At 53.4% G+C, this 26,354-nt stretch carries 23 protein-coding genes and 2 pseudogenes; 8 read left to right on the forward strand and 17 right to left on the reverse strand.

The window, feature by feature from the left end; translation table 11 throughout:
* The first annotated feature begins 80 nt into the window (after nucleotides 1-80).
* Nucleotides 81-3,008: a MobF family relaxase gene (gene mobF, locus VIN76_RS07530; RefSeq protein WP_332041224.1), complete on the forward strand. Its 2,928-nt coding sequence runs from the start codon at nucleotides 81-83 to the stop codon at nucleotides 3,006-3,008.
* Between the two features lie 18 nt (nucleotides 3,009-3,026).
* Here the strand turns inward: mobF and VIN76_RS07535 are convergent, their stop codons facing one another.
* The gene (locus tag VIN76_RS07535) at nucleotides 3,027-3,662 is read right to left on the reverse strand and encodes a S24 family peptidase (protein WP_332041225.1); all 636 of its coding nucleotides are present in this window, start codon (nucleotides 3,660-3,662) and stop codon (nucleotides 3,027-3,029) included.
* 623 nt (nucleotides 3,663-4,285) lie between these two features.
* On the opposite strand from VIN76_RS07535, the gene VIN76_RS07540 reads away from it, so the two are divergent.
* The 5 genes from VIN76_RS07540 (at nucleotide 4,286) to VIN76_RS07560 (ending at nucleotide 9,753) form a co-directional block, all read left to right on the forward strand.
* A complete protein-coding gene (locus VIN76_RS07540) occupies nucleotides 4,286-4,864 on the forward strand; it encodes a hypothetical protein (protein ID WP_332041226.1) in 579 nt (192 codons plus the stop codon).
* A 14-nt stretch (nucleotides 4,865-4,878) separates the two neighbouring features.
* Nucleotides 4,879-5,817, forward strand: coding sequence for a nucleotidyl transferase AbiEii/AbiGii toxin family protein (locus VIN76_RS07545; protein ID WP_332041227.1), 939 nt, complete (start codon nucleotides 4,879-4,881; stop codon nucleotides 5,815-5,817).
* 56 nt (nucleotides 5,818-5,873) lie between these two features.
* Nucleotides 5,874-7,808, forward strand: coding sequence for a TIR domain-containing protein (locus tag VIN76_RS07550; RefSeq protein WP_332041228.1), 1,935 nt, complete (start codon nucleotides 5,874-5,876; stop codon nucleotides 7,806-7,808).
* A complete protein-coding gene (locus tag VIN76_RS07555) occupies nucleotides 7,805-9,361 on the forward strand; it encodes a hypothetical protein (protein ID WP_332041229.1) in 1,557 nt (518 codons plus the stop codon). The genes VIN76_RS07550 and VIN76_RS07555 overlap by 4 nt, the downstream gene beginning before the upstream one ends.
* Nucleotides 9,362-9,600: 239 nt before the next feature.
* Nucleotides 9,601-9,753 (forward strand): hypothetical protein, encoded by a 153-nt coding sequence (locus tag VIN76_RS07560; protein ID WP_332041230.1) that lies wholly within the window; start codon nucleotides 9,601-9,603, stop codon nucleotides 9,751-9,753.
* Nucleotides 9,754-9,818: 65 nt separating this feature from the next.
* Here VIN76_RS07560 and VIN76_RS07565 read toward each other — a convergent pair whose 3' ends face one another.
* Both VIN76_RS07565 and VIN76_RS07570 read right to left on the reverse strand, forming a co-directional pair.
* Entirely contained in the window at nucleotides 9,819-10,499 is a 681-nt protein-coding gene (locus VIN76_RS07565; protein WP_332041231.1) for an RES family NAD+ phosphorylase, read from the reverse strand.
* A gap of 2 nt (nucleotides 10,500-10,501) precedes the next feature.
* Nucleotides 10,502-10,888 (reverse strand): antitoxin Xre-like helix-turn-helix domain-containing protein, encoded by a 387-nt coding sequence (locus VIN76_RS07570; protein ID WP_332041232.1) that lies wholly within the window; start codon nucleotides 10,886-10,888, stop codon nucleotides 10,502-10,504.
* A gap of 558 nt (nucleotides 10,889-11,446) precedes the next feature.
* Between VIN76_RS07570 and VIN76_RS07575 the strand changes: the two genes are divergently transcribed.
* Nucleotides 11,447-11,770, forward strand: a complete 324-nt coding sequence (locus VIN76_RS07575) for a HipA N-terminal domain-containing protein (RefSeq protein WP_332041233.1) — start codon at nucleotides 11,447-11,449, stop codon at nucleotides 11,768-11,770.
* Between the two features lie 197 nt (nucleotides 11,771-11,967).
* A complete protein-coding gene (locus VIN76_RS07580) occupies nucleotides 11,968-12,183 on the forward strand; it encodes a hypothetical protein (protein ID WP_332041234.1) in 216 nt (71 codons plus the stop codon).
* Nucleotides 12,184-12,185: 2 nt separating this feature from the next.
* On the opposite strand, the gene VIN76_RS07585 is transcribed toward VIN76_RS07580, so the two are convergent.
* The 14 genes and pseudogenes from VIN76_RS07585 to VIN76_RS07650 all read right to left on the reverse strand — a co-directional run bounded on the left by VIN76_RS07585 (nucleotide 12,186) and on the right by VIN76_RS07650 (nucleotide 26,344).
* Entirely contained in the window at nucleotides 12,186-14,888 is a 2,703-nt protein-coding gene (locus VIN76_RS07585; RefSeq protein WP_332041235.1) for a conjugal transfer protein TraG N-terminal domain-containing protein, read from the reverse strand.
* 17 nt (nucleotides 14,889-14,905) lie between these two features.
* Entirely contained in the window at nucleotides 14,906-16,348 is a 1,443-nt protein-coding gene (locus VIN76_RS07590) for a conjugal transfer protein TraH (RefSeq protein WP_332041236.1), read from the reverse strand.
* Nucleotides 16,338-17,027 (reverse strand): annotated as a pseudogene (locus tag VIN76_RS07595) (conjugal transfer protein TraF); the annotation flags it as partial. The gene VIN76_RS07590 and the pseudogene VIN76_RS07595, both read right to left, overlap by 11 nt.
* Nucleotides 16,999-17,484 (reverse strand): annotated as a pseudogene (locus tag VIN76_RS07600) (TraU family protein); the annotation flags it as partial. The pseudogenes VIN76_RS07595 and VIN76_RS07600, both read right to left, overlap by 29 nt.
* A gap of 38 nt (nucleotides 17,485-17,522) precedes the next feature.
* Nucleotides 17,523-18,158: a type-F conjugative transfer system protein TraW gene (gene traW, locus VIN76_RS07605; protein ID WP_414696307.1), complete on the reverse strand. Its 636-nt coding sequence runs from the start codon at nucleotides 18,156-18,158 to the stop codon at nucleotides 17,523-17,525.
* On the reverse strand, nucleotides 18,155-18,664 hold the full coding sequence (locus VIN76_RS07610; RefSeq protein ID WP_332041237.1) for a S26 family signal peptidase: 510 nt from the start codon (nucleotides 18,662-18,664) through the stop codon (nucleotides 18,155-18,157). The genes traW and VIN76_RS07610 overlap by 4 nt, the downstream gene beginning before the upstream one ends.
* Nucleotides 18,661-19,056 carry a TrbI F-type domain-containing protein gene (locus VIN76_RS07615; protein ID WP_332041238.1) on the reverse strand — a complete coding sequence of 132 codons (396 nt, stop codon included), beginning with the start codon at nucleotides 19,054-19,056 and terminating at the stop codon, nucleotides 18,661-18,663. The genes VIN76_RS07610 and VIN76_RS07615 overlap by 4 nt, the downstream gene beginning before the upstream one ends.
* Nucleotides 19,053-19,454 carry a hypothetical protein gene (locus VIN76_RS07620; RefSeq protein WP_332041239.1) on the reverse strand — a complete coding sequence of 134 codons (402 nt, stop codon included), beginning with the start codon at nucleotides 19,452-19,454 and terminating at the stop codon, nucleotides 19,053-19,055. The genes VIN76_RS07615 and VIN76_RS07620 overlap by 4 nt, the downstream gene beginning before the upstream one ends.
* Entirely contained in the window at nucleotides 19,447-22,017 is a 2,571-nt protein-coding gene (gene traC, locus VIN76_RS07625; RefSeq protein ID WP_332041240.1) for a type IV secretion system protein TraC, read from the reverse strand. Before traC ends, VIN76_RS07620 begins: the two co-directional genes overlap by 8 nt.
* Entirely contained in the window at nucleotides 22,014-22,748 is a 735-nt protein-coding gene (locus VIN76_RS07630; protein WP_332041241.1) for a conjugal transfer protein TraV, read from the reverse strand. The genes traC and VIN76_RS07630 overlap by 4 nt, the downstream gene beginning before the upstream one ends.
* Complete coding sequence (locus VIN76_RS07635; protein ID WP_332041242.1) at nucleotides 22,745-23,617, reverse strand: DsbC family protein; 873 nt, start codon at nucleotides 23,615-23,617, stop codon at nucleotides 22,745-22,747. Before VIN76_RS07635 ends, VIN76_RS07630 begins: the two co-directional genes overlap by 4 nt.
* The gene (locus VIN76_RS07640; protein ID WP_332041243.1) at nucleotides 23,614-24,927 is read right to left on the reverse strand and encodes a TrbI/VirB10 family protein; all 1,314 of its coding nucleotides are present in this window, start codon (nucleotides 24,925-24,927) and stop codon (nucleotides 23,614-23,616) included. The genes VIN76_RS07635 and VIN76_RS07640 overlap by 4 nt, the downstream gene beginning before the upstream one ends.
* On the reverse strand, nucleotides 24,924-25,748 hold the full coding sequence (locus tag VIN76_RS07645; RefSeq protein WP_332041244.1) for a type-F conjugative transfer system secretin TraK: 825 nt from the start codon (nucleotides 25,746-25,748) through the stop codon (nucleotides 24,924-24,926). Before VIN76_RS07645 ends, VIN76_RS07640 begins: the two co-directional genes overlap by 4 nt.
* Nucleotides 25,745-26,344: a type IV conjugative transfer system protein TraE gene (locus VIN76_RS07650; RefSeq protein ID WP_332041245.1), complete on the reverse strand. Its 600-nt coding sequence runs from the start codon at nucleotides 26,342-26,344 to the stop codon at nucleotides 25,745-25,747. Before VIN76_RS07650 ends, VIN76_RS07645 begins: the two co-directional genes overlap by 4 nt.
* Between the last annotated feature and the right edge of the window lie 10 nt (nucleotides 26,345-26,354).

Here is a 26,354-nt window from a genome sequence, read left to right on the forward strand (position 1 = left end):
GAACCAGACCGCGATATCGGCGAATATGACATGTGAAACCTGCGCGGCGGAGGGCACGCGCAATAGAATAGGAATTGACTATGCTCTCCGCGTCAAATGTCCGATCTGCGGGCGGCGCTGCCACCTATTTCGCGGCGGATAACTATTATACCAAATCGGATGCGGACCGGTCCGGTCAGTGGATCGGAGAGGGTGCGCAGCGATTAGGACTCACGCGCCAGGTCGACGCACCAGCATTTGAAGCTTTGCTGCGCGGCGAATTGCCAAATGGGGAGCGCGTCGGGAGCGACGGTCAGTATCACCGCGCCGGAACCGATCTTACTTTCTCGCTACCCAAAAGCTGGTCGCTGCTTGCTTTGGTGGGCGGTGATAAAAGGATCATTGATGCTTACCGGACAGCGGTGAGCGAGACGCTGTACTGGGCCGAGAAAAATGCTGCTGAGACAAGGATTGTTTCTCGGGGCAAGATCAAGGTGGTTGGTACCAGCAATCTGGCGATCGGCCTGTTTCAGCATGATACCAATCGCAATCAGGAGCCCAATGTTCATTTTCACGCCGTTGTCGCCAATGTGACGCAGGGGCCGGACGGCAAATGGCGCGCGCTTCATAACGACAAGCTGTGGTCGCTCAATACTCTGCTGAACAGCATGACGATGGCGCGTTTTCGTCTTGAAATTGAAAAACTGGGCTATGAACCCGCCCGTCAGGGTAAGCATGGCAATTTTGAAGCTGCAGGCATATCACGCGAAGCGGTCATGGCCTTCTCTACGCGCAGGCAAGAAGTTCTTGATGCGCGCCGGGGACCGGGACTGGAAGCAGGTAAGGTCGCGGCCCTTGTTACCCGTGCGCCCAAAGAAGGGGCCAAGGACAGAGACGCACTGGCCGCAACCTGGCGGGAAACTGCAAAGTCAATGGAGCTGGACCTTGGCGGACTGATTGACAAAGCGAATATCCGCGCGGCAGGCCTTGAGATCGACGGAAATCCGAATCTATCACTGGCGCAAAAAGGGATGGTCTTCCTGCATGCGTTCGCCGAAAAACTTTCCGGACTTGGGGCAAAGTCTTTCACCGATCCTTTGGTGCCAGAGCATATACTAACCAAATCCCGGGAAGAGATTGCCGCTGCACAGGCGACCGCTTCTGCCATCCGTCATCTGGGACAGCGCGAAGCAGCATTTCAGATCCATGATGTCTATAAAGCCGCTCTCGATTTTGGCCTTCCCACAACCATTGTCCATGTTGAACGCCGCGTAAGGGCGCTTATCAGAGAAGGTGAACTCGTCCGGGGAAAAGGCCGCGACCGCAATTTTGTAACTACCCGTGATGCTTTGCAGATGGAGCAGCGCATCCTTGGGCAAATTGAGATTGGCCGAGGCGAGACCGAGCCGTTCCTGGCATCGGGCGCTGCAGGAGATCAATTGCAGGCTGTGGCGGGCCTCAATTTTGGGATGACGCTCAATAAGGGTCAGGAAGCGGCAGGGCGGTTGATATTATCTTCAAGCAACCGCATTATCGCAGTTCAGGGTATTGCCGGAGCAGGTAAGAGCAGTCTTCTCAAACCCGTCTCGCAGCTGCTTGGGGAAAACGGCAAGACGGTTTTAGGGCTCGCCGTCCAGAATACGCTGGTGCAGATGCTCGAGCGTGATACCGGAATTGCGTCGATGACTTTGGCGCGATTCATCGGGAAACATAAAAAGCTCCTGGATGAAGGTGCTGATAAAAGGGCTTTGAGGGAAGCCAAAGCGGCCATGAAAAACCATGTGCTGGTTCTCGATGAGGCCTCAATGGTTTCCAATGCCGAAAAGGAAAAACTGGTCCGGCTCGCAAACCTGCTCGAAGTGGACCGTCTGGTCATGATCGGGGACAAGAAGCAGCTTGGCGCTGTCGATGCCGGCAAACCTTTTGCGATGATACAGGCAGCAGGCATTGAGACCGCCAAGATGATTACGAACCTGCGCGCCCGCGACAAGATATTACGCCGCGCACAATATTCAGCGCAGGCCGGCAATATTGGCGAAGCCCTATCCTGTTTGAAGGACCATATCGTCGAAACCGGGGAAAACGGTGCGCTTGTTGCTGCCGAACGCTGGCTTGCGCTGTCGCCCCAGAATCGGCAATCTACCGCAATCTATGCATCCGGACGGGCGCTACGCACAGCTGTCAACGAGGCGGTCCAGATCGGACTTAAGGAAAACCATGAGCTCGGGAAACGCGGGCTGAAATTGCAAACTTTTTCCCGCATTAATAGCACCCGCGAGGAACTGCGCTATGTCCACAGCTACAAACCCGGCATGATGATCGAGTTTAAAAAAGCTTGTCGCAGCCAGCACCTTGGCAAAGGTCAATATGACGTGATTTCGGTCGATGAACGTGTAAAGGAGCTTGTCCTGAAGGATCGCAAAGGCAGGGAGCGAAGCTTTCAGGTGAGCAAACTGCGCGCCAATGCATCTGAAGACCAGATCGCCTTATATGAAAAGAAGCAGCTCGATATTTATGCCGGTGATAAAATCCGCTGGACCGACAGTGATCATAAACGCGGCCTGTTCAATGCTGATTCTTCGAAGATCATGGATATTGACGCCCAATATGTGACCTTGCGAACATCTGCTGGAATGGAGCATCGTCTGATTCATGGCGACCCGATGCTCAAGCGTATCGACCTTGCTTACGCGCTCAATGCCCATATGGCGCAGGGGCTAACTTCTGATCGCGGGATCGCCGTCATGGATAGCCGCGAGCGCAATCTCTCAAACAAACAGACATTTCTGGTCACGATTACCAGATTGCGAGACGGTTTGACGCTCATCGTTGACAACCGCGAGAAACTGGAAGCAGCAGTCGAGAAAAATGACGGCGCAAAAACATCAGCGCTGGAAGTGACCGCGCGTCTTGGCAAAGCCGCCGCTGCCGGTCTCGCGAAAGGCAATGAAATTGCGCCAAAAGGCGCGCAAAAACACCAGCGGGAGCTTACCAAAGAGCATAGCAAGCCGTTGGACATGGGTATTTAGCTTATGATCAATTTCTGGTCAAAGCGACCGGCCGAACCAGAGAACGCGGCCAGCGATATGGATGGTGCTGCGATCAACGTCATCCCAGGTTGGATATGCCGGATTATCACTGGCAATGGTAATGAACGGACTATCGGGTCGCAGCGCAATGCGTTTGACCACAAGCGTGTCATCAACGCGAATAACATAGATACCGTCGCGCAGCCGCGAGCCATGGTCAGAAGCATCGACCAGCACGTCATCGCCGTCAGACAGGGTGGGTTCCATAGAATCGCCCATGACGCGAACAACCGAAAGGCTGGCATCTCTGGCCGGAGTAAGTTTGCGCAGCCAGTTTTCATCAAATGAAAAGCGGGTTTTTCGGTCTTCACTTGTCGCTAACGCTCCGTGCCCTGCAGAAACATTGACATCGAGCACGGGCACTTCGACCATTCCATCCCTGCCGGTTGGCGGCGGGCCGCCCAAAACTGCTTCGTCAATGCCGTAAAAGCTTGCCAGTTTGCGCCTGTCTTCGGGGTCCAGCTTGCGCGGCGTTCCGCGTTTAATGAACTGCTGGATATAGGCAGCATTACGGCCAAGCATTTTTGAGAGACCGGAATAATCATCTCTGTTTTCGCGGATCAGCCGGTCCAGAGTTTCTCGTACATCATCCATATGTCGTGCCTTCTAACCCGCAAATAGGATTTATCCTAGACAATATGCAATCCTCCTAATAAGAACATAGCAAGAACGCAAGTGATTTATGAGTCGAGGAGGCCTCATGTGAAACTGTTGGATCGTATCGAAAAATATCTCAAGCAGACACATATGTCGCCGACGCGCTTTGGCAGGCGAGCGGTGGGTGATCCGCGGTTTGTGCTGGATTTGCGGGCAGGGAGGCGGCCTAGGGCTCAGACGTTGAGGAAGGTTGAGGATTACTTGCAGAAACAAAAAGCGTCTTAAATTGATACCGCCACTTATTTTACTTATACGGAGGAATTGTCAAAACACCCGAAGATATGGCCCGAGCGATCTCGATTACTGATTGTTTGATCTGGCGGAAGGCGCCAGGATTTCGTCTCACAAGTGAGTCGAATTGTTCAAAAATTATCTGAATCGATACGGGATTACGAAAAAGACGTTTGGACGTCAGAGAGGTAATATTATTACTATTTCTCAATGTGATAATTTCCAAAAGCAAGTGCTTATTTGCATTGATTGATCACAGGTTTTGCATGAATATTAAATGAAATTCATTGCATATTAATATATTTGCGTTTATCTAACGATAACAAAAAATGACAGCTTTGAGTAATCTTAAACGCCGCCTGCGCCCAGGTCAGGCCTATCGCCGCAAGGATCTTGCCAAATGGTCCAATGCGGTCGACAGGCATGTGCGCCAACTCATGGAGGAAGGGCGGCTCGAAAAGGTCTCGCCAGGGCTCTATATGACCCCGCGCAAAACCAAATTTGGGGCCGCGGCTGCGAAGCCGGAAAAACTTGTCGAAGCCTTCCTGGGCGATGATCGTTACCTGATGGTCTCGCCGAATGCCTATAATGGTCTCGGTGTAGGCACGACGCAGCTTTACAATGAGCCTGTGGTCTACAATCGCAAGCGCCACGGTCGTTTCAAGCTGGGCGGACGCACGTATGATTTTCGTTTGCGTCCTTCGGTGCCCAAGCATCTGTCCGAAGAGGTGCTGCTCGTCGATTTGCTGCACAATCTTGAGCGCTTGCCGGAAGACGAAGCCGCTGTTCTTCCTAGCGCCCTCAAGACAGCAGAGCGGATGGATCGCCGCCGCCTGTCCCGCGCCGTGGAGGATTTTGGTTCCGCTCGTGCTGAACGCCTTTTGGCACCGGTTCTAGAGCCAGCATAGGCTGGGACACACCAATGTTGCTGCACGAAAGCGAGGATTTTGGCGATCTCATCGATGTCTGTTCTCGCGACCTTGCGATTGATCCGGGCCTGATCGAGAAAGACTATTGGATCATGCATTCGCTATGGGGCCTGCAGCAGCTTGGCTTCCATTTCGAACTCAAAGGCGGTACCTCGCTTTCCAAAGGTTTTGGTGTCATTCACCGTTTTTCAGAAGATATCGATATCCTCATCCATCCGCGCGATGGCGATGTGCTTTGGGGAAAGAACCACAACAAGCCCAAGCATGTCGAAGCTCGCCGAGGCTTTTTCGACGCATTGCCGGACGAGCTAGCGATCCCCGGCATCACATCAGCAGAACGGGACGAACTGTTTGACGATCACAATATGCGCAGCGCCGGGATCCGGTTGTACTACGTGCCGCACAATGATCTTCCTGACGGGGTAAAAAGCGGCATCCTTCTGGAAGCAGGCTTTGACCAGGTGTCGCCCAACCGTCCCTGCTCAATAAGTTCATGGGCCTACGATAAGGCTGTTGCGGCAGGGCTTGAGGATTTGACTGATAACCGTGCAATGGATGTCGCGTGTTATGAACCAGGCTATACGTTCGTCGAAAAGCTGCAAACCATCTCGACAAAGTTCAGGCGTCACCTGGAAGACGGAAGCATGCCCAACAATTTCCTGCGCCATTATTACGATTTGTATTGCCTGCTGGACTGCGCTGAAGTGCAGGCGTTTATCGGAACGGATGAATATTTCGCGCACAAGAAAGATCGTTTCCCGCAAGCCGACGAAATAGACATACGAAAGAACCCGGCATTTGCACTGAGCGATGAGGATATTCGCGCCAAATTCGAAACGGCCTATGCGAATACAGCTGCACTATATTACCGCGAACAGCCGGTTTTGACGGATATCATCGCCCGCGTTCAGAAAGAAGCCGCGAGACTCTAACACGACCAAAGAATCAACTACTTGACTGTTTGTGCGATAGTCTTCCATCTACCGCCATGAATTATGATTTTGCATCGCTGTCGCCAACTGAGTTCGAGGAACTGGCGCGCGAATTGGTGGGTGCTGAACTCGAAATCCGTTTTGAAGCTTTTGCTGAAGGTCCGGATGACGGGATGGATGGCCGCCATTGTGCAGGCGGCACCTCTACCATTTTGCAAGCCAAACACTATCACCGATCCGGTTTCTCGAAATTGAAATCGGCGATGGCCGCCGAACGGGCCGCGATCGACCGGCTGGCCGCCGACAGATATATTCTGGTCACCTCCGCTCCGCTGACCCCTAAAAACAAATCCGATCTGAAAGAGGTTATAGGGCCAAGCCTGCAGACCACCGGCGACATTTTTGGGCCCGACGATCTCAACGCCCTGCTACGAAAACATCCTGAAATTGAGGAAGCTCATTCAAAGCTGTGGTTGTCCTCTACTGGGATATTAAAAAGGGTGGTCGCCGAGGCTTTCACCGAAGCCAATGTTACGAAGGATGCAATTCCCGAAGTTTTCGGGCGCATTTTTCAGCCGAAATCCAGCGATGCCAGCGCCACTGAGAGCGACACTCTCGAGGTCGAGCGGGATATGGTCTTCCTGATCAAGACCACGCCGGGAGACAATGAGTTTGCCCTTTGGCTCGCACCCAAGCTGGAGGCGGCAGGGTATTGCGTTTATGCAGATATCTTGACGCTGGAGCCGGGCGATCGATGGCGCAGGGTCGAGGATTTGATATTGCAACACCGCACTGCCAAGGCGCTACTTTTAGTGACCGATACTGCGCATAATGATCGCCAGGTGCAGGACAATATCGATATTGCTCTCGAAGTTGGAAAAGATCTGGGCGATGACCGTTTCATCATACCGTTGCGTCTTGAAGCGGGCCGGAAAATCAAGGGTATCGGCGACGCCCTCGCAGTCGATTTTGTCCGCGGATGGGGGGAGGGCCTGACAGCGCTGCTCGATTCCTTGCAGCGTCAAAAGGTACCCAAGCAAGCAAGCGACATATCGATCGATCCGAACTGGGATTTATTCCGGCGGCGCGGGAGCATTGCACTGGTCAATGAGCCAGAGCGTCTCACCTCCAACTGGCTGCGTGTGCTAGAAGCGCCAGATTCAATCCATTATTTTGAAAATGTCGGCGCAGGGGGTGAGGATCGGGCAAAGCGTGCGGCGCGGGCATTGCCATTTCCTGCTGTTCCCCATGGTCGAGGTCTGATCACATTTGCAGAGCAATGCGATATCGATGAGTGGCTTGCTGATATTGGCCGATTTGCGCTCGAAGAAGAGCTGGACACATTTGAATTTGCCGAAAACGGCTGGTCGGCTCTCGATCTGGAACGGCAACCAGCGTCGAACATGATCGTCCGCATGATCAGAGAGGCCTGGGAAACCTTCTGCAAAGATAAAGGCTTTGCGCCGCATGCCTATTCAAATGCCATAGGCTTTCATCCCCCTCCTGATCTGGCCCCGAAAGGCAAGCGGATTCCTTGGGGGCGGCAAGGATCGCAGCGCTCTTCCATGCTTCGCAACTCAGCGCGCGGCCATATCTGGCAATATGGCGTGACAGGAATGCCGTTCCTGTGGCCGTTCTGGCATTTCAAACTCAAATCGCGGGTGTTGTTCGCCGTCGATAACGGCACCGAAGACGGGGAGGCCATCGATGATCATAGAAAGATGCACCGTTTGCGCAGATCGAACTGCAAGGGATGGCGCAACAAGCAGTGGCATGGCCGAATGCTGGCCTATCTCGAACTGCTTTCCGGCGATTCCGCGTACCTGAAGCTGGCTGTATCAAGCATCAGCTCGATCATGCTGGATGCCACCCCGATCTTGTTCAATTCTCTGGTTAGCACCGAGCTGCCGGATGAACTGGACGCCGATGCCGAAGAGACCGATGCCAGCACTCTCGGTCGGCCGGAACTTGAGCTGGAGGAAGAGGCGTGAAGTTTCCGGAAACGTCGCTCAATGTCGAGCATATCGATGAGCCCGATCTCGAATTCGCTTTTGCTCAGCGCAGCGCGCATCCGAAAGACGGTCTTTTTCTGTACGGTCCCTATGCGAAAGGCAAAAAGACCCGCGAAATCAGGGTCGGCGTTGTAGGGACCGTCGATGGTATCGCTCATTTCCGGACCTGGGCCAGACGGATTTTAGACAAGGTGGAGGTTCCTCCACCTGGCAAGGGTGAAAAAGCAGATCGTCTTCACCTTGCCAATTTTCCGGGTCTTGAAGAGGCCTATGGCATCACCTTCGAGCCCGATGAGTGCGGCACATTATCCATTCCCTATGATGATATAGACAGAGCCACGCGCATTTTAAATTTACATGAAGCTGTCGACAAAGTCGCGCAGATCTACATCGACAGGGTGCGGAAATATCTCCGCAACGAAGAGTGCGCGGTAGATGTGTGGATGCTGGTGCTTCCTGAAATCATCTATGAGCGTTGCCGCCCGGAATCCCGCAGAACGGGACTGAATTTGGAGAAGGGCGACTTTGGCAAGAAACAAAGGGTCAAGACTGAGATACCGCTGTTGTCGACTGCCGGGATCGTGGATCAAAGCGACGAGAAGATCTTCGAGGATGTGCCTGACTTCCATCGTCGTATCAAAGCAGAGTTTCTGCGTTTAGCGCCGACCCAGATGATCCGGGAGACCACTCTGGCGCCCGAGGCTTTCTTGAACAAAGCTGGCTATCCCGTGCGCAAAACGCAGGATGTGGCAACGACGGCATGGAATCTGGCAACAGGCCTCTATTACAAAACCCAGCCCAAACCGCCTTGGCGACTTGCCGAAGTACGGCCTGGCGTTTGCTATATCGGAATGGTCTTCAAGAGTTTACCGCATGACCCGGATGGGCATTCCTGCTGCGCAGCACAAATGTTCCTGAACGAAGGTGATGGCGTCGTTTTTCGCGGAGCAAACGGTCCCTGGAAAACCGGCGACTATGAATTCCATCTCAAGGCGCGAGCGGCTCGCGATCTCATCGCGCTCGTTCTGGAGACATATATCGAGACGCACGGAGAACCGCCAACCGAACTGTTCATTCACGGCCAGACGACATTTAATGATGAGGAATGGGCAGGTTTCGTTGCAGCAGCTCCAGAGGAAACCAATATTATCGGCGTTCGCATTCGCTCGACCGGCGGCGAGTCAAAGCTGTTCCGCGATGGCGATTATCCGGTACTGCGCGGGACAGCATTGCACCTGGATGATCAAACCGCTTATCTCTGGTCCACGGGATATGTTCCGCAACTCGACACGTATATTGGTCCCGAAACACCGAACCCGCTCCATATCACAGTGCTTCGTAGCAAGGATGAAAAACCGCGCATGTCGACGGTGCTTCGCGACATCATGGGCTTGACCAAAATCAACTACAATTCTTGCAATTTCAACGACGGACTGCCTGTAACCGTCCGGTTTGCAAAGATGGTGGGGGATGTGCTCACAATGGGATCGGCAAAGGGTGAAGAGAAGCAGCCATTCAAATTTTACGTCTAAGCGGCAGCCTCGCGAAGCACAATCTACATTCCGTAGACGAATTATACTGGCCATGCATTATACTTATTTCGCTTTGCGTTTCTATGTCAGAAACAACGCTAAATGACTCCACAATCTTAGACCATCACAATCTGGGACTGAACACCTAATTTCAAAATGACGACGAGTGACGTTTCCGCTATGGTGAGAGAGAAGAGGGGGCTTGGTTTCAGTTGAACTAGGAACTTGGAGAATGACAAATGACCGAGGATAAAAAACCTCAATCTAGCGATGAACAAAACTGGCCCGGATTGTCTGAGGTAGACAAAGCGCTCGCAGAAAATCGCCTGACCACCTATACATGGAAAAAGACGCAGGCGGATCCTTGGGGACGTTTCGGCTTAGTTCATTAGCGATTCAATTCCAGCCTGTGTTTGAAAACTCGAAGGCCGGTCGCCACCTGCAGAAATGGTCTGCTTCATTCGAAATTCTGTTTTTCGTATATATTTGAAATTCTTGCGCCGTTCCAGACATAACAAAGGTGACGTTCTTGTCTGCAGTTTGATAATAGTCTCGGACGAAATATGGCTGCACATTCTCCATTTTCGTAGCGCACGCTCTGATAAACGATGCCGTCCGAGCCGTCTTTTCTTAAACTGTCAGCCAATTCTTGCGCTACCGCGTAGTTATCTGGGTGATAGTACGCTGCGTGGCTTTCTCGCATATCACGAATATTATGCAGTTCAGCATCAAGTTCGACAGCATATACGCGCATATCAAGTTCCTGACGTGGTTCCTGTGTCGCCAGCATGAATTTCGTCCGATGATACCGGGTCTCTGCAATCGCGGTTTCAATGCTGTCGCCAGCGTAGAAGACGCCGTAACTGCCGTTCGTAAAGCGGTCGCCATCCGGGTTGAGATGCGTGAATGCGGCCATAATAGGCGAGGTCCCGGGGCCAGAAACCCGGTCGTCTTTCGGAACAAGGCTTAAATCCCCTGCCTCCTCACGCAAACGATCATTCGTCATCGCCTCGATCTGAAAAACAGCATCCAGATCATCCGGATCGGCGACTTCTTCGAATAGATTGATCGGTGGAAAGCGGCTGGGAACGATACGGTAACAGGGATGCCAGTTTACTGCGCTAATCGGGATGTCCACGACTATCCGCGCTGTGCATCGACATATTGGCGCACGACGAAAAGATCGGCAACATTGCCTGAGGTCAAGCGATCAAGGGCTGGGCGGCCAGCAAACAAGGGAGCGTCATTGGGTTTTCGGATCCATTCATCGGCCGTTTTGGGGAGAAGGATTTTCAGGCCCTTATAAATTCCCATAATATAAGATATCCGCTCGAGGGCATCTTTCGGAATGGATGAAACCGCACCGCGTTTCCATGACTGAAAAGTGGAGCGGCTGTCGAGACCGAGAAGGCGCATCTGCTCCTGCTCTTTCAGACCCCAGGCGTCCGCAATATTGAAAAACGTCCGCAAAGCCGGGCCGGTCAAGTCCTTGCGATTTCTTGCTTTGGCTGTTGATGCGATAGCCATGACGTGTCTCCTTGATCAATATATGTGCGTAATATAATCAAAAGTCAATATTTATCCATATTATGATCAGTCTTTGATCTTTGGAGATTATGCCCATCGTCGGTCTTCTTTTACGGCACGTATCTGATTTTTGGCCCAAACAAATACTCTCACAAGGAACGCCGTCGCCGTCCAAACGGCCTAGACCGCAGTTATTCAGATAATGATAGGCTTCAGTAATAGGGCGGCTGTCAGGTTATTGTATATACGCTTTATCGTATCAAAAGATTTTATACGATAAAGCGTATAAGTCGGCATGAAGGAACACGTTCATGCAGATTATCCGGACATCAAAGATTTTTGGCGCTGCGATAGCACGGCACCGTAAAAAAACAGGGTCTAACGCAGTCTGACCTGGCAGCCAAGGTAAAGCCCGCCAGGCTACAATTTCCGATCTTGAAAACGGTAAGGGTGGAACGCGCATCGAAATCATGTTTGGCATTCTGGCTGTACTCAATCTGGACATCGTCCTGCAAAACTCTGACGTGCCGCAAAAATCGATATCGGATATTTTTTAGGATGGCTCGTACATCCACTCATCCGCCGTTGAATGTCTTTTTAAACAATCGCCTGGTTGGACAATTGCGCCGCGAGAAATCAGGCGTAATCGATTTTCGGTATGATGAGAGCTGGCTGACATGGGAATATGCCATGCCGGTTTCGCTCTCACTTCCCTTGCGCGAGGACAGGTATATTGGCACGCCTGTCATAGCCGTCTTTGACAATCTGCTCCCTGACAATATTGATATCCGAAAACGCGTTTCTGCCAGGATGCAGACAGGAGGAACCGATGCCTATATCCGAAAGAATGCAGAATCTGCTTTGGAAAAAAACAATTGCTGATCTTCTGTCAGGTTTCCCGGAAGAATTTGTCGAGCCGGTAGCAAAAGCATTTCAAAAGCGCTTGGCATTGACCGAAAATATCTAGAATGAAACAACTCAGTTTGGCAATTCAAAATGACTATACTCTCATTTTCGGCTATGATCGAGGAGAAGAGGGGGCTTGGTTCTTGTTGAACCAGGAACTTGGAGAATGACAAATGACCGAGGATAAAAAATCTCAATCTGGCGATGAACAAAACTGGTCCGGATTGTCTGAGGTAGACAAGGCGCTCGCAGAAAATCGCCTGACCGCTTATACATGGAAAAAGACGTGGGCGGATCCTTGGGGACGTTTCGGCTTAATTACCTTCTTTATAGCGTTCCTAGCATTCGCCCTTTTTGTAGCAATTTACGATGGCCTGATCCAGATTTAACATCACCATTTTTTCACATCATCGGCCGCTTTTGCGCTTGCGCCCCGTGATTTTCCTGTCTTCTTATCCATTGCATCTTTGACTGTCCCGATGCGCTTATTACCGCGCGCCTGCGCGCCCGCCACTTCATCCCCGATCCCGTTTATATCCGGTGCGCTATCCACGGAACCCGAGCTACTACTGCCGAGCGATACACTACCGCGAACGCCGGCGGAACCGCTCACATTGGGCCTTTGCACCGAAGAAAATTCCGGCATAGTTAACTTGTCTTCGATATCATCATGAAGTCTGTCGGCATAACCGGATACAAACCGGGTTTGCAGTTCCTGCCCTTCGGCGCTGAGCTGGAAGTTGATATCGTCAAAACGCTCATTGCCGTAATAGTCGCGGTTGCTTCCCATCTCCGCCATGCCCCATTCTCGGTAGGCCTGGCTTAGGTTGAGTGATCCCGCAGCATTGTTACTTTCATACCATGTCGCCTGATCTTCCAATCGGCTAGCCAGTTCTTCTGACCGCCTCGCTTCGACGGTGTAGCTTTGGGCCTCGGTTAAAGATGTTGTCAGTCCAGACGCGCTGCTTGAGATTTCGGAACTGCTGCTGGAGCTCACACTTCGCACAAACCCATCGCGGGTTTTGGACCAGTTCCGGTTTTCCGAAATCTGGTTCAGGCTTCCCATTATCCGATTGCGGTCCTCCGAAGCAATTCCGATATCACTATCGGTCCAACTGTGGTTTCGACCGCCTTTGAGTCCGAGATTAGAGTTCAACGCACCTTTTTCGCCCTTCACTCCAAGCGCAGCATCTCCATTGAGGAACCAGGACACAGTGATATCATCCGCTGCCCGGCGTGACAGTCCATATTGCTGCTGCAGGTTTCTCGACGCAGAATCTACTTCGCTGAATGCCTTGTGGACGCTGTTGCTTTCGTTTGTGCCGGCAGCTGTTTCCGAAGACTGACCCTGGCTGTATGCATTTCGGAGTTCATTGAACCGGGTTACTGCCGAACTGGTCGATTGCTGAGCAAGATTGGAGAAGGTCTCGCTTTGTGATCGACTGTTTGATGCCAGTGTGGAAAGCCTTGAGGTAAAATCCTGACCCAATGTTGGGGTGAACGGATAAGCAGAATTCGGAACCTGGTCGAAACTGTTGTCGGGAAAGCTCGTGGTTTGCGTCCCGCTTTCACTAAACCCGCGTGTCTGCGCGGCGCCATAGGAAATGTTCGGTGCTATGGACCCTTGCGCAAACTGCCGGGAGAAGACGCTCGAATTCTCGATATTACTATTGCCAAGCGATACATTGCCAGTGCTGGCTTCGCGCGCCGCTTCTTCTGCCGCATTTTGGGATGGGTTGAGATAGGATGTCGCCTGCCCTGAAATAGCAAGCGCCCCCCTCGCAATACCGCCCGCCAGAAATGGAATAGATGCCACAAGATATCCTGCGAGAATGCCGATATCATTATTCACATCAACCATGCCGGAGAAATTGGCGAGACTGAGCCCGGTACTGCCTGCTGCACCGCTGACATCAGACGCACCTTTGAACATCAGGATCATGTGCAAAATAACAAAGAGCGGCCCCCAGGCCGCGAGATAGAAAAATCCCGTGATATAACCCCTCAGCGCCAATGGCCCGGTTTTTGGCATCAGGAACAGCGGGAACAGCACCGGAAACAGCGCATAGAATACGACCGTCAGCACAACATTGAGGATCGGCACCCATTTCATGGCATTTTGGGCAATAGAACTGTAGGTGCGCTCGGTCTGAATGTCGGCGCGTGTTTGGGCAAAAACATCAACGCTTGATGTGCCGCTGGAAGCGGCCATCCCGTGTATCGCCTGTTTCATCGCATTGATCGTCAGCACTTGCCGGAAGATTTCGCTGGCATTTTGCGACACGCCGCTCAAATAGCTATAAGCGACGGGTAGATCAGCAAACAGCTTGGCTTTGGCCAGCGCAGCGGTTTGTTTGGGATAGAGCTGGCGGCCAAAGATGGTGCCCATTTCATCGATCATCGTCGTCCACTGAGAATTGAGATCATTATAGGTCTCGCGGCATGTGATGATATCGGCTGTCACACTATCATCAGGATGGCGCGTCAGAAATTTTTGTGCGCGTGCTGCGCTGCCCGGTGCAATAACGATCCAGATATCTTCGCTTGCCGACAGTTCCTTCATGGAATAGCGGCCCAGCAGCAAATCATAGAATACACATTGACGAAAATGCTCGTCGAGATTGGCGGCAAATTCAGGATCAGAAATACGCAAACTGCGCGTCGCATCAAAGAGCCGCGAGCCGTATATCATGCCGTTGCGCGAGTAATCGAGATCGGTGGGCAGCTCGAACACTGTTTCAGACGAGCGCACCAGATAGTCGCCAACCTGGCTGGTGAAACTTGCCATGAGCGCAAGGCCCAAAGGGACATCCGCGACTTGGGCGGGTGCCAGAGATGGGTTGATGCGGTCGGTGACATGAACATCAAGGCGCGGCACCATCAGGCACATGTAGATCAGCGTTGCGCCCAAAAACCAGTGGAGCCATGCGCGCCAGTCCTGATTGAAGGCGACCACTATGACAGATAGCGCAAGCCCCATGACCATCGCGACCTGGATCAGGCTTTTATAGCCGCCCGCACCGGTCCATGCCGCAACGGCATTGAGGACATTGACGATATATTCGCCGCCGCCAATTGTGAAAATTTCTACCATCTAGTCAAGTGCCCGGATCAAGGTGTGAGCGAGCGGTTCTGGACCGCGCGCGACCAGTCGAGAGCTGCTGCCATGGAGGGCGACATCGAAGCCGAAAGCATATTTTCGATCATCGCGGTTTTCTCGATAATCTGCATGATAGCGCTGACCTTGGCCTGACTGTTTGATTGCCTGTTCGCCAGTGCGCGGCGCACTTCGCTCATTTGCCCCTGCCACATGGCGAGCTTGGCCTCGTCCGCGCCGATGAAGGAAGACATGGAGCGACCTGCTTCACCGACAATCCGTTCCAGCACCGCAAAGAGCAGATCGACCGAGGCAATTTCAGCGAGTGTCTCGCGGTCATCGGTGGGCATGCCCCGGCCATAAGCGGCTTGTACTGTGAGAATTTTGTAAAGCGGCACGGAGGCCACCTGCAGCAGTTCCTTTTCGGCATTGCCGATCGCTGTATCAGTTCTTATGGCTTCCACCATGCTGGTGATGAGGGCTGCAACCCGGGGCCGGATGGCTTTGGAGGTGGCAAGGCTCATATTGCGAAATGTTGGTTCCAGACACTGATCCACCTCATCACAATCAAACACTTTGATTGTCTGTCCGGAGGTGCCGTCCAGAAGCGCGGTCACTAATGTCGAGGATGCATCGCCTGCGAAAGGCACAAATTTGCCGGGCGTGTTATCTTTTGGCGGAATGTATATAATCGTACCAATCAGTGTCATCGCATATTCGGCAAGTTCCCGGTCGAACGTTCCGCCCGGATTGAAAAAGGCCGATTTTTTGAGAATATACCATGTATAGTTGCGCGCGAGCGCCGGATGAACATCGGCATAATCGGCGCCCGCACCTTCATTGGTGGAAGCGCGCTGACCTTTGGTGCCGCACCCATGTTTGGCCGCTGCATAATCGGTAAAGATGCCTTGAGAATTGCCGATTGATTCGCAGATCGCCTTGTCGGCAAGATCACCTTTTGGCCATATGCCGCCCACCAGACCCTGGGCCATTTCGCAGCTGTTAATATTGAGATTGTTCATGAGCTGCGCTTTTTGCGAAAACTCCTGCATGATTTTCGAGCATTCCGGGCAGACCGTGTCGATGGCGAGGCTGAAGGCAAAACCCACCGCGTTATTGGCCACAGCTTTCAGCATCGCGACTATCTCGCTGGCGTTGATGAAGGAGAAAGAGCCTGCAAAAATATCAATGCCGCCGCAGCCTGCTTTGGCAGACGGTAATTGCAAATTGGCGATATTGGCCGTTTTCTGAGGGAAACGCGTCCAGACATTGCCCAAACTATAATAGCCTGCTGACTGGCCTTCGAAGGCGGTGGGGCCGGTAACATTGGCTGCGCCGCCCATGTCATCCATGAACCGGTCCATACTGTCGCCGACATTGGCTGATACGGGGGCTGACAGGGGCGCGGCGATCAGACTTACAGCGACCAGGGCCGCGATGGCTTTCTTAATAATCATGTCCGGCTTCCTTTGATGTAAGAAGATAGATGCGGTCCTGCAATTCATCAGCGGAGAGGATGCCGTAACCAATCGGGATTGCCCGGCGTTGTGCGCTGTCCCACAGAACAAGGGCAGGGGTAATCTTGGGTTTGAGCCCCATCCGTGCCCTCTGTCCGGCCTCCACCGTGTAGTTTTGGAAATGCCGTGAAGGACCACCATCGGTTGAGATGGCGCGAATGGTCAGTTTCCAGCGATTGGAGACCGATTTGACAATTGGTGACATAACCTCGCAGGCTCCGCAGCTTTGCGAGAAGAAATAAAACAGGCCGTAGCGTTTGCTGAGATTTGACATGACTGTATCACGTGAAGCATTTCTTGCATCTTGCCACTGCCTTTTGGCCAGCGTGGAAACCGGGCGCTCGAGCGTATAATCCAGATCGGGCTGCTGCCATATCGCGCGCTGCCAAACGTCCGAAAACAGCGACGCGCGATCAAGTTGTTCACGCTGGAAGCGTATGTATGCGATAACATTCTCGCGGGTTGGTTGGAGAATTGCTTTGGCTTTAAGCTCGCGCAATTCCTTCGTGACCGCATCGAGTTGCTCGCTTGCGCTGGCTTGTGGCTCTGGCGGCAGTTCTTCTGTTTCAGGCGGCTTTGGTTTGGTGCAATAGAACCAGTAGCCCAACCGAGCCTGCTTCAAGGCAGAGAAAATCAGCAACAATCTCCATCCAGTAGATCAGCGGATAGGCATACCAGTGGACATGCCAGCTGGAATAATATTGGCTCGCGCCGCCAATTGCCGATGGTCCCGAGATGGAACGATAGCCAATGTCAAATCCGGGATCGATCTTGAGCCCGCCCAGATTGACAAAGCACCAAGGCTTCATGCTGACATCGGCAAGCCGCACCGGCTCCCAGAACCCCATCGCAATGCCGGGACGCAAACCGCAAAGGCATACGGGCAGGGTTGGGTTTTTGGGATCAGGTCTGCTCGATGGCCAGATATCCAGCCCGCCAATTGAAAGCGGAAAGAGACAGGACCAGCAGATGTCGGTGATCGGATTGACAAATTTACCGGTGCAACGGCCAGGGCCGGCATCAGCGCGCGCCGGGGCTGAAACAAGCAAGCTAAATACCAGCAGACATAATAGCATTAAGGACTTCAACCTGAAGATATCTGAAAAGCCCTTTGTCATTGGCTTCGCCCCCGCTGTTGGAGCAGCGCAAATTCGCGGATACGCAGCATCCGGCCCTGTTGATCGACGATTGCCGGAAGTGCTTTGATGTCGAAATGCGCGGTCAGTTTTCCGCCCTGATCAAAATAGAAACGTCTTTGGCGCGATTTCATAAGTTGAAGCGGCGCGCCGTTTGTAAGAATGAGTTTTGCTGTCTTTGGTTTTTGCGCAAATGCCCATTCGAGCTGGGCTGGATCATCGCCGTCGAGGAATATGAGCGGCGCGCGTAGAGGAACCGTATCCAGTGGATTGACCCTGGTTCCTTTTGCCCAGATTTTCCGTTTATTGTGATCAAATATATCGGCCTGCAATGTGATGGTCGGATCGAACAAGCGCGTTTTGGCATTATCTGCTCTCACCAATCCGGCGACAGGCTTGGGGCGGTTTACTCGCGCTATGGTGCGGGCTTTGAGTTTCTGGTTGAGCCGGTCAATGTCACCATTTTTGTCCATGGTCTGAAGGCGCGACTGAATTTGCTCGAGTAAATCCGGTTCGATAATCGGGAAATGTGTGCCCTGCTGGCCATAGTCGCGCGCCAAGGATGGAGAAGACAGCAGGACTGTGACGAGCAGGGGCAAATAGCGAATGTTCACAATATTGCCCTCCCGGTGCCGATAATCCGGGGCGCGCAAATGAAGCCGATTTCGCCATAGCGGCTATCAAAGCCATGATTGTGGGACGTTCCAACATAATAGCAGCCGCCCGGAATGATGCCTTCGGGGCCCTTGGTTAGAACGGCGCCTTTACGCGTTTTGGGTTTCGTTCGCGCCACAAGTTCATTGTTGATGAAAACATTTTCGCCGACATGGCGAACCAGATCGCCTGGCATGCCCAATATACGTTTGCCGAAGATATGCGGCTTCTTGCCGAAATGGTTGGTGAGCAGTTCTGAGCGCGGCGGCTCGAAAAATATCAAGGTACCGCGGGAAGGTATAAAATTCTTGTCCAGCCAGAATGCCCAGTTGGGGAGGCTGGGGCTGGCGTTAATCAGCAGCGCATGGTTGTCGCTGAATTTGGCTATCGGTGCATAAAGAAACGGGATCGCGACCAGCATTGCCAGAACAAGCGGGCGTTTCAGGCGGGATCTAATACCGTTCATTGCGGCTTCTCCCGGCTATCGTTTTCCAGTTTTTGGGCGATTTTGGCTTTGAGTTGCGACGTGGCGTCGGGCGTATTTTTTGAAAGCACCGCTTCGGCAACCAAAATCACATGTCCGCTGCGGCTGAAATCATCGACGGCCGCTTCCGTTGCTTTGAGATACCGGGCAATGGCCTCGCGCGTCATTTCCGGATCAGCATTGCCCTTTGCTTCTGCGTCAACGAAATCGCGCATGATCTCGGACATGCGGACTTGCACAATTTGTTGTCCATTGGGCTCGATCAGACGCATGCTAACCCAGCTGATCCACAAAACTGCGGCTGAGAATAAAAGCACCATGATAACCGATCGCCCGCTGGGTAGATGCTCTGAGAAAATTGCAAATTTGCTCATGTCTTGCTCCTTTTGGAAAAGCTACCCGCTATCCGCGCAATAAATCTCGGTATCCGAAGCGCCGCGATCAGAGCAGTAGACCCAAAGAATATGATTTTGAGGTCACTGGAAAACGCCAATCTGCGCACCCCGTCCGCTTCGAGATAGCGGCTGCTTAAATTGTCGAGATGCGTGAACAGCCCGAGCAAATCCCAACCGGACAAGATAAGAAAAAAGCACAGCGGCAGGCCGAGCGCCATCAACACCGAGCTCATGGTGAACAACGATGCTTCCAGCATGATGTGGCAAGAGGTTTGAAAGAGCTTCCGCACGGGAAATGGCGCACGTTTGCAGCGCTGGTCCTTGCTTGTGCCAAGGAAAAGATAAGAATCAAACAGCGTATCGGTTTTGTCAGGCATTGTGCTTGCCTTTCCGATCATCGCTACCGACACCGGACACGCGGGCAATGGCCTGTGCCAGAGATGCTCCCGCTTCCTGCTCAGCTTCGATCGCGGCATAAACATCGGGCGAAGAAGAATAGATGCAGGCGGAATATGGATCGAGAACCAGGCGCCCAATGGCTTGCGTTTCCGGGCCTTTGATAAAGACCTCGCTATATTCCTCGCCCGAACGTTTTAAACTACGGATCAGCGTTTCGGTGCGATCATCCATGTCGAGGCGGTCGTTCTTGCGGAAATCAGCAATGGTTTCCGGTTTTTGCTGCAGCACCAGCATCCAGTCGCTGTTTTCCAGCGCTGCGGTTGCGCCGTCCGATTTATAATAATCATTGAGTGACTGCGTGGCGGTAGCCAGCGCGCCGCCATATTTGCGCGCCGTACGCGCATAGGTTTCAACAAACTCTCCCATCGAGCCGCCTTTGAGCAGCGACCATGCTTCATCGATCAGAAGCAGTTTCTTGGTGCTGCGCGGGCTTTGGGTCATCGCCTGGCTGGTCATGAACATGATAGCGCAAAGAATGACAGATCTCAGATCCTCGCGCGTCGCCAGATCAGACATTTCAAAAACGGTAAAATCATCATCGAGCGCGATACTGGCCTGACCTTCAAAAAAGCCGCCATAGCTTCCGCCGCTCATATAGGGTCCGATGGCAACGCCCAGATCATCGGCGACAGGATTGGAAATGCCCGCGAATGCTGCTGCCACTTCATTGATCGTGCCGCCGCTGCCAAGCGCTTCCCAAACTGTTGTAACCGCCTGATCGATCAGACTGCGCTCTGTATCGGTAAGCCGGTCGCTGTGCCGCGCCATTTGGCCTACAATCGCCTTGACCATCGCGATGCAGTCGAGTTTATAGTCATCGTCTTCTGCTGCGCGCGCGTCATTGATCATTGAAAAGGGATTGAGCGAGAAACCGGATTTGAGGGTAAACTCGACAAAGCGCCCGCCCTGCAATTTAACTGAATGCTCGAACGAGCGGCCATCGTCGATCACAACAACTTTCGCGCCCGCGCCGCGCAGGCTTGCGCACATTTCCTGGAGCAGCACCGATTTTCCGGAACCGGATTTTCCGCAAATCGCAACATTATGGTTTCCCGCGTCATTTTCAAATGGCGACCAGTAAAAAGGTTGCCCGCGCCTGCCGACAAGCAGCAGATGTGGCAGCGGCCCGCCCAGAAACTCGCCCTGCAAGGGTGCAATATGCGCCGCGCTGGTTGAAAGCATGGTTTTAAGCCGCTTTAACCGTTTAAGATCATGGGCAAGGCCATCCGCCAGTGTCATGGGCATGGCGGCGATCAGCCCGTGGAGCTGGAGAAACCGCTCGTCGGCCAAATCCCAACCGGCAGCCTTGTAGATAGCCTTGATCGAGCGTTCATGGGCATCGCCGAGGCCAAGCGGTGAATAGCTGGTAACGCCGTAAAAAAGTTGCACGAGGCGTTTCCCGGCCTGCAATTCTGCCTGGACATGGCTCCATTCCGAAGATTGCTGGGCGAGCTTGGGCAGGAACCGCGCGCTTTTGGACTGGCTGAGGCTGGTTGTGCGCATAAATTTGAAACCGGCTTTTGCAGACGCACCTTCGCGGTCTGGGTAGACCAGACAAAGCATTGTTGCCGCCGGGCAGGGGAAGCGCAATTTGTCGGTGAACATGTCTCCTATCAGCCGCGCGCATTCCCACGGAGCCCACCGTTCTGGCATTTGCCTGACCCCAAAGTGCCGGATGTCGAAGGCATCGGGATAAATAGCACCGATCTCTGGCGTGCCATCAGCGCTGCGCCCAATTTCCCGGAACCGCTCGGTGCGCAGGATCATCCGGTCATCTTCAACTTCGAGTTCAATATCACGGCGGATGGCCTGGCTGGCGATATCATCGAGCGGATTATATTCGGTGCGATCTTCTTGCGGCGCCGTCGTAGGAGAGGTCAGATCATCAACGAGCGCGATGAGTTCCTGCGGTTCCATTTCACCCGCATCAATGCCGAGCGAGGTCAGCACGCCGATCAGTCCCTCGCGGCACTGTGCAAGTTCATTATCACTCACATTTGCGGTGTCTGGAACGCCAAGAGAGATAACCAGATTATGGCAGCGGGCATGAAACGGCGCATGGGCAGACCCGCTTTCCCAGACCAGATCATAGAGACGTTTTGATCTATGGCGCGCCATTGCCTCATATACGCCGCCCTGTGCATAGCGTTTGGCAAACCAAGGGGCGACGACCCGGCCAATGCGCGGGCTGGCAAAATGTAATATCTGCAGACACGCGCCTTCGGGCATGCCTTCAGAAAAAAACTGTCCCAAGATTTCCCCGGTGCGCTCATCCGCGCCAATCAGCGGCGCAGCGGACAATATAAATCCTTTTGAGCGCGCGTTGCGATACAGCCGCGGTCCTGAATCAAATACCCGGTACGGCAGCCAGTCTGACAGCATGTCGAGCGCGATGCTTGGTCTTTGATGGTCAGCAGTCTGGGTATCACCAAACAGACCCGACAATAGTTTGGCGCGCGCGCCAGTTATGGAGAAGGTCATTGTCCTTTCTCCTCGCTAGGCCTTTTTTGAGCTCCGCGTATCTTGGCGGCTTCGATGGCCTCAATACTCGGTAGGCCATCCTTAGGTAGTGTTTTCAAAATAGGGTGAGGGGTTCGACTTGCTGGGGGAGGGAGCCTATCGAACCCCTCGATTGCCGGTATGTTTGCACCGGCAATTGCCTCTCGCACGGTCAAGGGGTACGAACCACGCGAGGGCAAATTGAATGAACTTTTGAGAAATGGGTCAGCGGCTTCAATCGATTCTGACGGCGTTTCGCTGGCGTTATCGTCTGCGCTAAGAGCGTCGCCGGAATGGTCTTTGGATGCTTGCTTGGCTTGATCTGCTATATCGCGCGCCATTTGCCGAGCGATATTTGTTTCTTGCCCAGTCAATGTGGCAGCCCAGTCGGGAGACCGCGCAACTACATGCACGCTGCGGGCTTCATGCAAATTGCCCGACGCATCGACAAATCCGGAAAAGACAATCTTGAGCACACGCTCGCCGGTCCGCGCGGTTTGCGCCGCTGATGTCAGGTCTCGCCTGCCACTTGATGGAGATTGATCGAGCATTGCAACGCTCGCCGCTGCATCAATTTGTGATGTTGGCGCGCAGCTACCACCTGGTGCCTTGCAATCGAAACTGCCGCTGATATTGCTGCCCAGACTAGCGCAAGACGATAGTGAGACGCATGAAAGCGCGAGCATCCCCAATGGATAGAGCGCGCGTGTCATTTTGCACCTTTTGCATTTGAGCCAAGGAACGCGCGGATTTCGGCTGCGCCGTGATATCCTTCGAGCACCGCGCCGTCACTTGCGCGCACCATGACCGGCGTTCCGGAAAAACCGTGGCTGCGTGCAAAGGCCTCATTGGCATCAAGACCTGAGGTGTTGCACGACTTTTGTTTCTTCGGTGTTTCGCCGGAATAGGCCTGGTGCAGCGCTTTTGCAGGATCCCGCGAACAGATCACGGCTTCAGCCAGCTTCCTGCTTTTTTCGCCAAAGATGGATATCGGCCGCTCTTCAACGCGCATGCGCGCCTTTTTGAGCTCCGCGGTCAGCCGCTTGCAATAGCTGCAATTGAAATCGGAAAAGACGATGAGCTTGGGACCGGATTTGGATCCCCAATGGATTGCTCCTGATGGCATCAAGTCCGCGACGGGAACTTTGGACGCGCGTTTATTGGCGGGCTGCTGTGCGGCAGTCGGTCCGCTGGAATTTGCGCCTGCTGCTCCTGCGACCAGCAGCTGTGGATTAAGCTCGAGCAGTTTTGCGGCCGTCAGATCCGCACGGCTTTCCATATCGTATAGACGCCCGACAAATAGATAACGCGCGCGTTCATCAATATAGAATAATGTCTTTTCCGATACGACCTCGCACAGACCGCCAAACCCCTTGCAGGTGAGGCTGGTAATGGGTGTTTTCGGGAGACGTAGCTGGATAGCCGTGCGCACATCTTGGAGTACGCCTGCGGCATTGGCTGGAGCAGAGATAAAGCTGGCAGCAACGAGGCCGGAAACCATCCCGCCGCTTGCAACAGCAAGCGCAATGGCTGCCGCCTTTGATTTTAGGTTCCTGCCTACTTTCTGATATTTGAAATTCACTTTTTTTCACTCCTTACATGGACGCCGTCGAGAAAGACGATCTCGATATCGATACCGGTCGGCATCTCGACGACAGGTTGATATTGTTCGGCTCGTTCGATGAGATATTTGGAGACGGTATCGGCGGCATCTCCTGCGCCCTGGCCAAGGCCGCCGGTCAATATGTCGGCGCCCGATAGGCTATCGCGTTTCCCGTCCGTGCCAATCTGACCGGAAAAAATGCCGTTGGCATTGGCCGAAAACCCGCGCCCAAACCCGCCGACAATCCCGGCAAGCAAAGCCTGGCTGACAAGATTGCCTTCGCGGCTGACAACGCGGCCGCGCACGCCGGATTTACCGGCAAAGCTGATAAATCCTTTGACCTCGCTGACGGCGACACGCCCGCCGGGCTGATCGCAGGTCATACGCGCCAGCTTCACATAGACTTTCTCTGACGACAGATCGCCGCGCGCCGCGCCGTTGACAATGCAACCGGTGATATTTGTCGTAAGCAATTTGCCGTTTTTGACCACCGAACGGGCAGGGCCAGTGATGCGCAATACCACCGGAAGCGGATCGCTTTGGCTGGCCACCCCGACCGAGGCATCAACGCCAACAATGACTTTTGCCGGTGCATAGCTGTTGGGCGGTAGATATTCCGGACTGTCTTCAACCAGCAGCGGTGATATTTCCGATGTGCGTTTCTTCGGTGATTTCGATCCCTGCCCTGCGCTGCCGAAGTTGAGAATTCTTACTGCGCCGGATGGAGAACCATCGGGTGAAATTTCTGTGCGATTTGGTGAGCCAAGCGACGCAGATTGACGGTTAAAATCTCCGCCTTGCGGACCATAGGCCGGTGGGATTGCCGGCGCTGCGGCTTTCTCTTCGAGCTGTGATTTGAGTCCCGCGTTTTCCGCTGAAATCGCATCGATGGCGGCTTGCCCATTGGTTCGCATTTCGCTGTTTTCAAGCCGAAGAGCTTCGATTTGGTCTTCAATTTTGTCAGTTGGGAGCTGTGCTTCTTTGAGCGCCTTTTGATCTTGCGTGAGTTTATTAAGCCGGTTTTCATAAGCCGCGACAAACTCGCGCTGGGAGAGATTGCGGTTAACCAGACTGCCAGCGTCAATTGTAACTATGCCGTTATCGTCTTGAGCTGCATCATCACCGTCACCGGCAAATAGAAACCAGGCGCCTGCGATAAGCGCGAGACTGCCAATGCTGGCAAGCAGCAAATTTTGCCGCCGCGCGATCTGTTTGTTGAGACCAGCGCGCGCTTTACCTTGCTCTGCATCCGCATCTTTAACGGGTGCTATAGTTTTGCTCTCGCTCATTGGTCGGTCCCCCGCGTCGCGGTGACAACAAAGGCGGACGTGCTCGTTCCGGCTTTCAGTGTGTTTTGGGCAAAGGAAATTGCGCGCGCGGATTTGGGTGCGAGCTCGGTCTCATTGAGCTCGACTGCGGTTTTACCGCGATTGGTGAGAATGAATTGCTGCGCGTTGTAATTGGCGCCGCGATATTCTGCGATGAGCTGGGCTTCGATGGATCCGGTTCGGACCGGGCGCATCATACGCTGGTGCACGCTATAACCGGGAGGCGCTGCTCCCTCCGCCACCGCTTTGACCAAAGCGATGATGGTCTGCTCTTCGCTTCTTTCGTTCTCCCAAGTCTCCGCCTCCGGTTTTGCAAGGTCGGGATTGGTTATAAAAAGTTGATGCGCTTCAACCGCTGCCGTGCGGCAGGCAAATTTATAGACAAAACCCTGTTTGCTGGTGGCGAAGAAACTAACGCTGTCGCTGGCGAAGCTAGGCGGCACGGAAATATAGATATCACCGCGCACCGGCTCGTGCGTTACCCCGAAATCATTATAGGGATAGCCCGAGGCGATTTTTGAAACGCTGGAAAATTCGTCGCCAACCAAAGCAATACGGGTCAGCTCATCGCGCGATAATGTGCAGTCAATTTTAGCATTGTCGGCCGCCTCGACAAACTGGTCCGCCAAAGCGGGTGATGCGCTGACCGAAAGTGCGGTAATAAGTAATGCCGCACCAAGAGTTTTAAAACCGGTATCGGGAAGCCGCGTAACACCCACGCTGATGCTCGCCATGCCGCTGCCCAGCAGACAGGCGGGCAGGGATGTTAATATGCTGCTCATGACGAGGCATCCTTTTCAATTGACTTTTGCTGAATCTGTTGTTCGCGCTCGGTTGGGACCTGGGCAAAGCCGGTCAATGCAAGCCGAAGACCGGAGTAGGTCCAGCTGAATTCAAATTTACGCTCTTCGCTGGCAATTACCTGCGCGCCCACAAAGGTTTTGAGCGTTCCGGTTACCTCAGACTTGAGTTCTTTCGGATCGATGACAAGCGAACGGATGACAAAAGCCTGGGCAATATCGGAGCCGCGTTGTTCGGAAACGATTTTGACCAATTCTGATTTGAGACGGCCATGGGCACTGGGATCGGCTAGCTTGAGAATCTGCCCCATCCAGTAATCAAGCCCTTCAGGGCTGCGGTTGAGCAGCATGAGAGCGGTATCGCGGGTGACGAGCTCTAAATATTCATGGGATACGCCTGCGCTCGACAAAGTGAGAGATTGCCCGGTCACTGGTACCAGCACGACTTCACGCGACTGCATTGATCCAGCTGTAATGGCGACCAGACTGGTCACTGCTAGCCCCGCAGCTAAGAGGGCCAGCCAGTTGCGTTGACGCAGCAGGCGCTGCGCTGATTGATGTGCTATTTGAGCTTCCATCTTCTCCTCC

The organism is Parasphingorhabdus sp. (genome assembly GCF_036568145.1).
Lineage (GTDB): Bacteria > Pseudomonadota > Alphaproteobacteria > Sphingomonadales > Sphingomonadaceae > Parasphingorhabdus.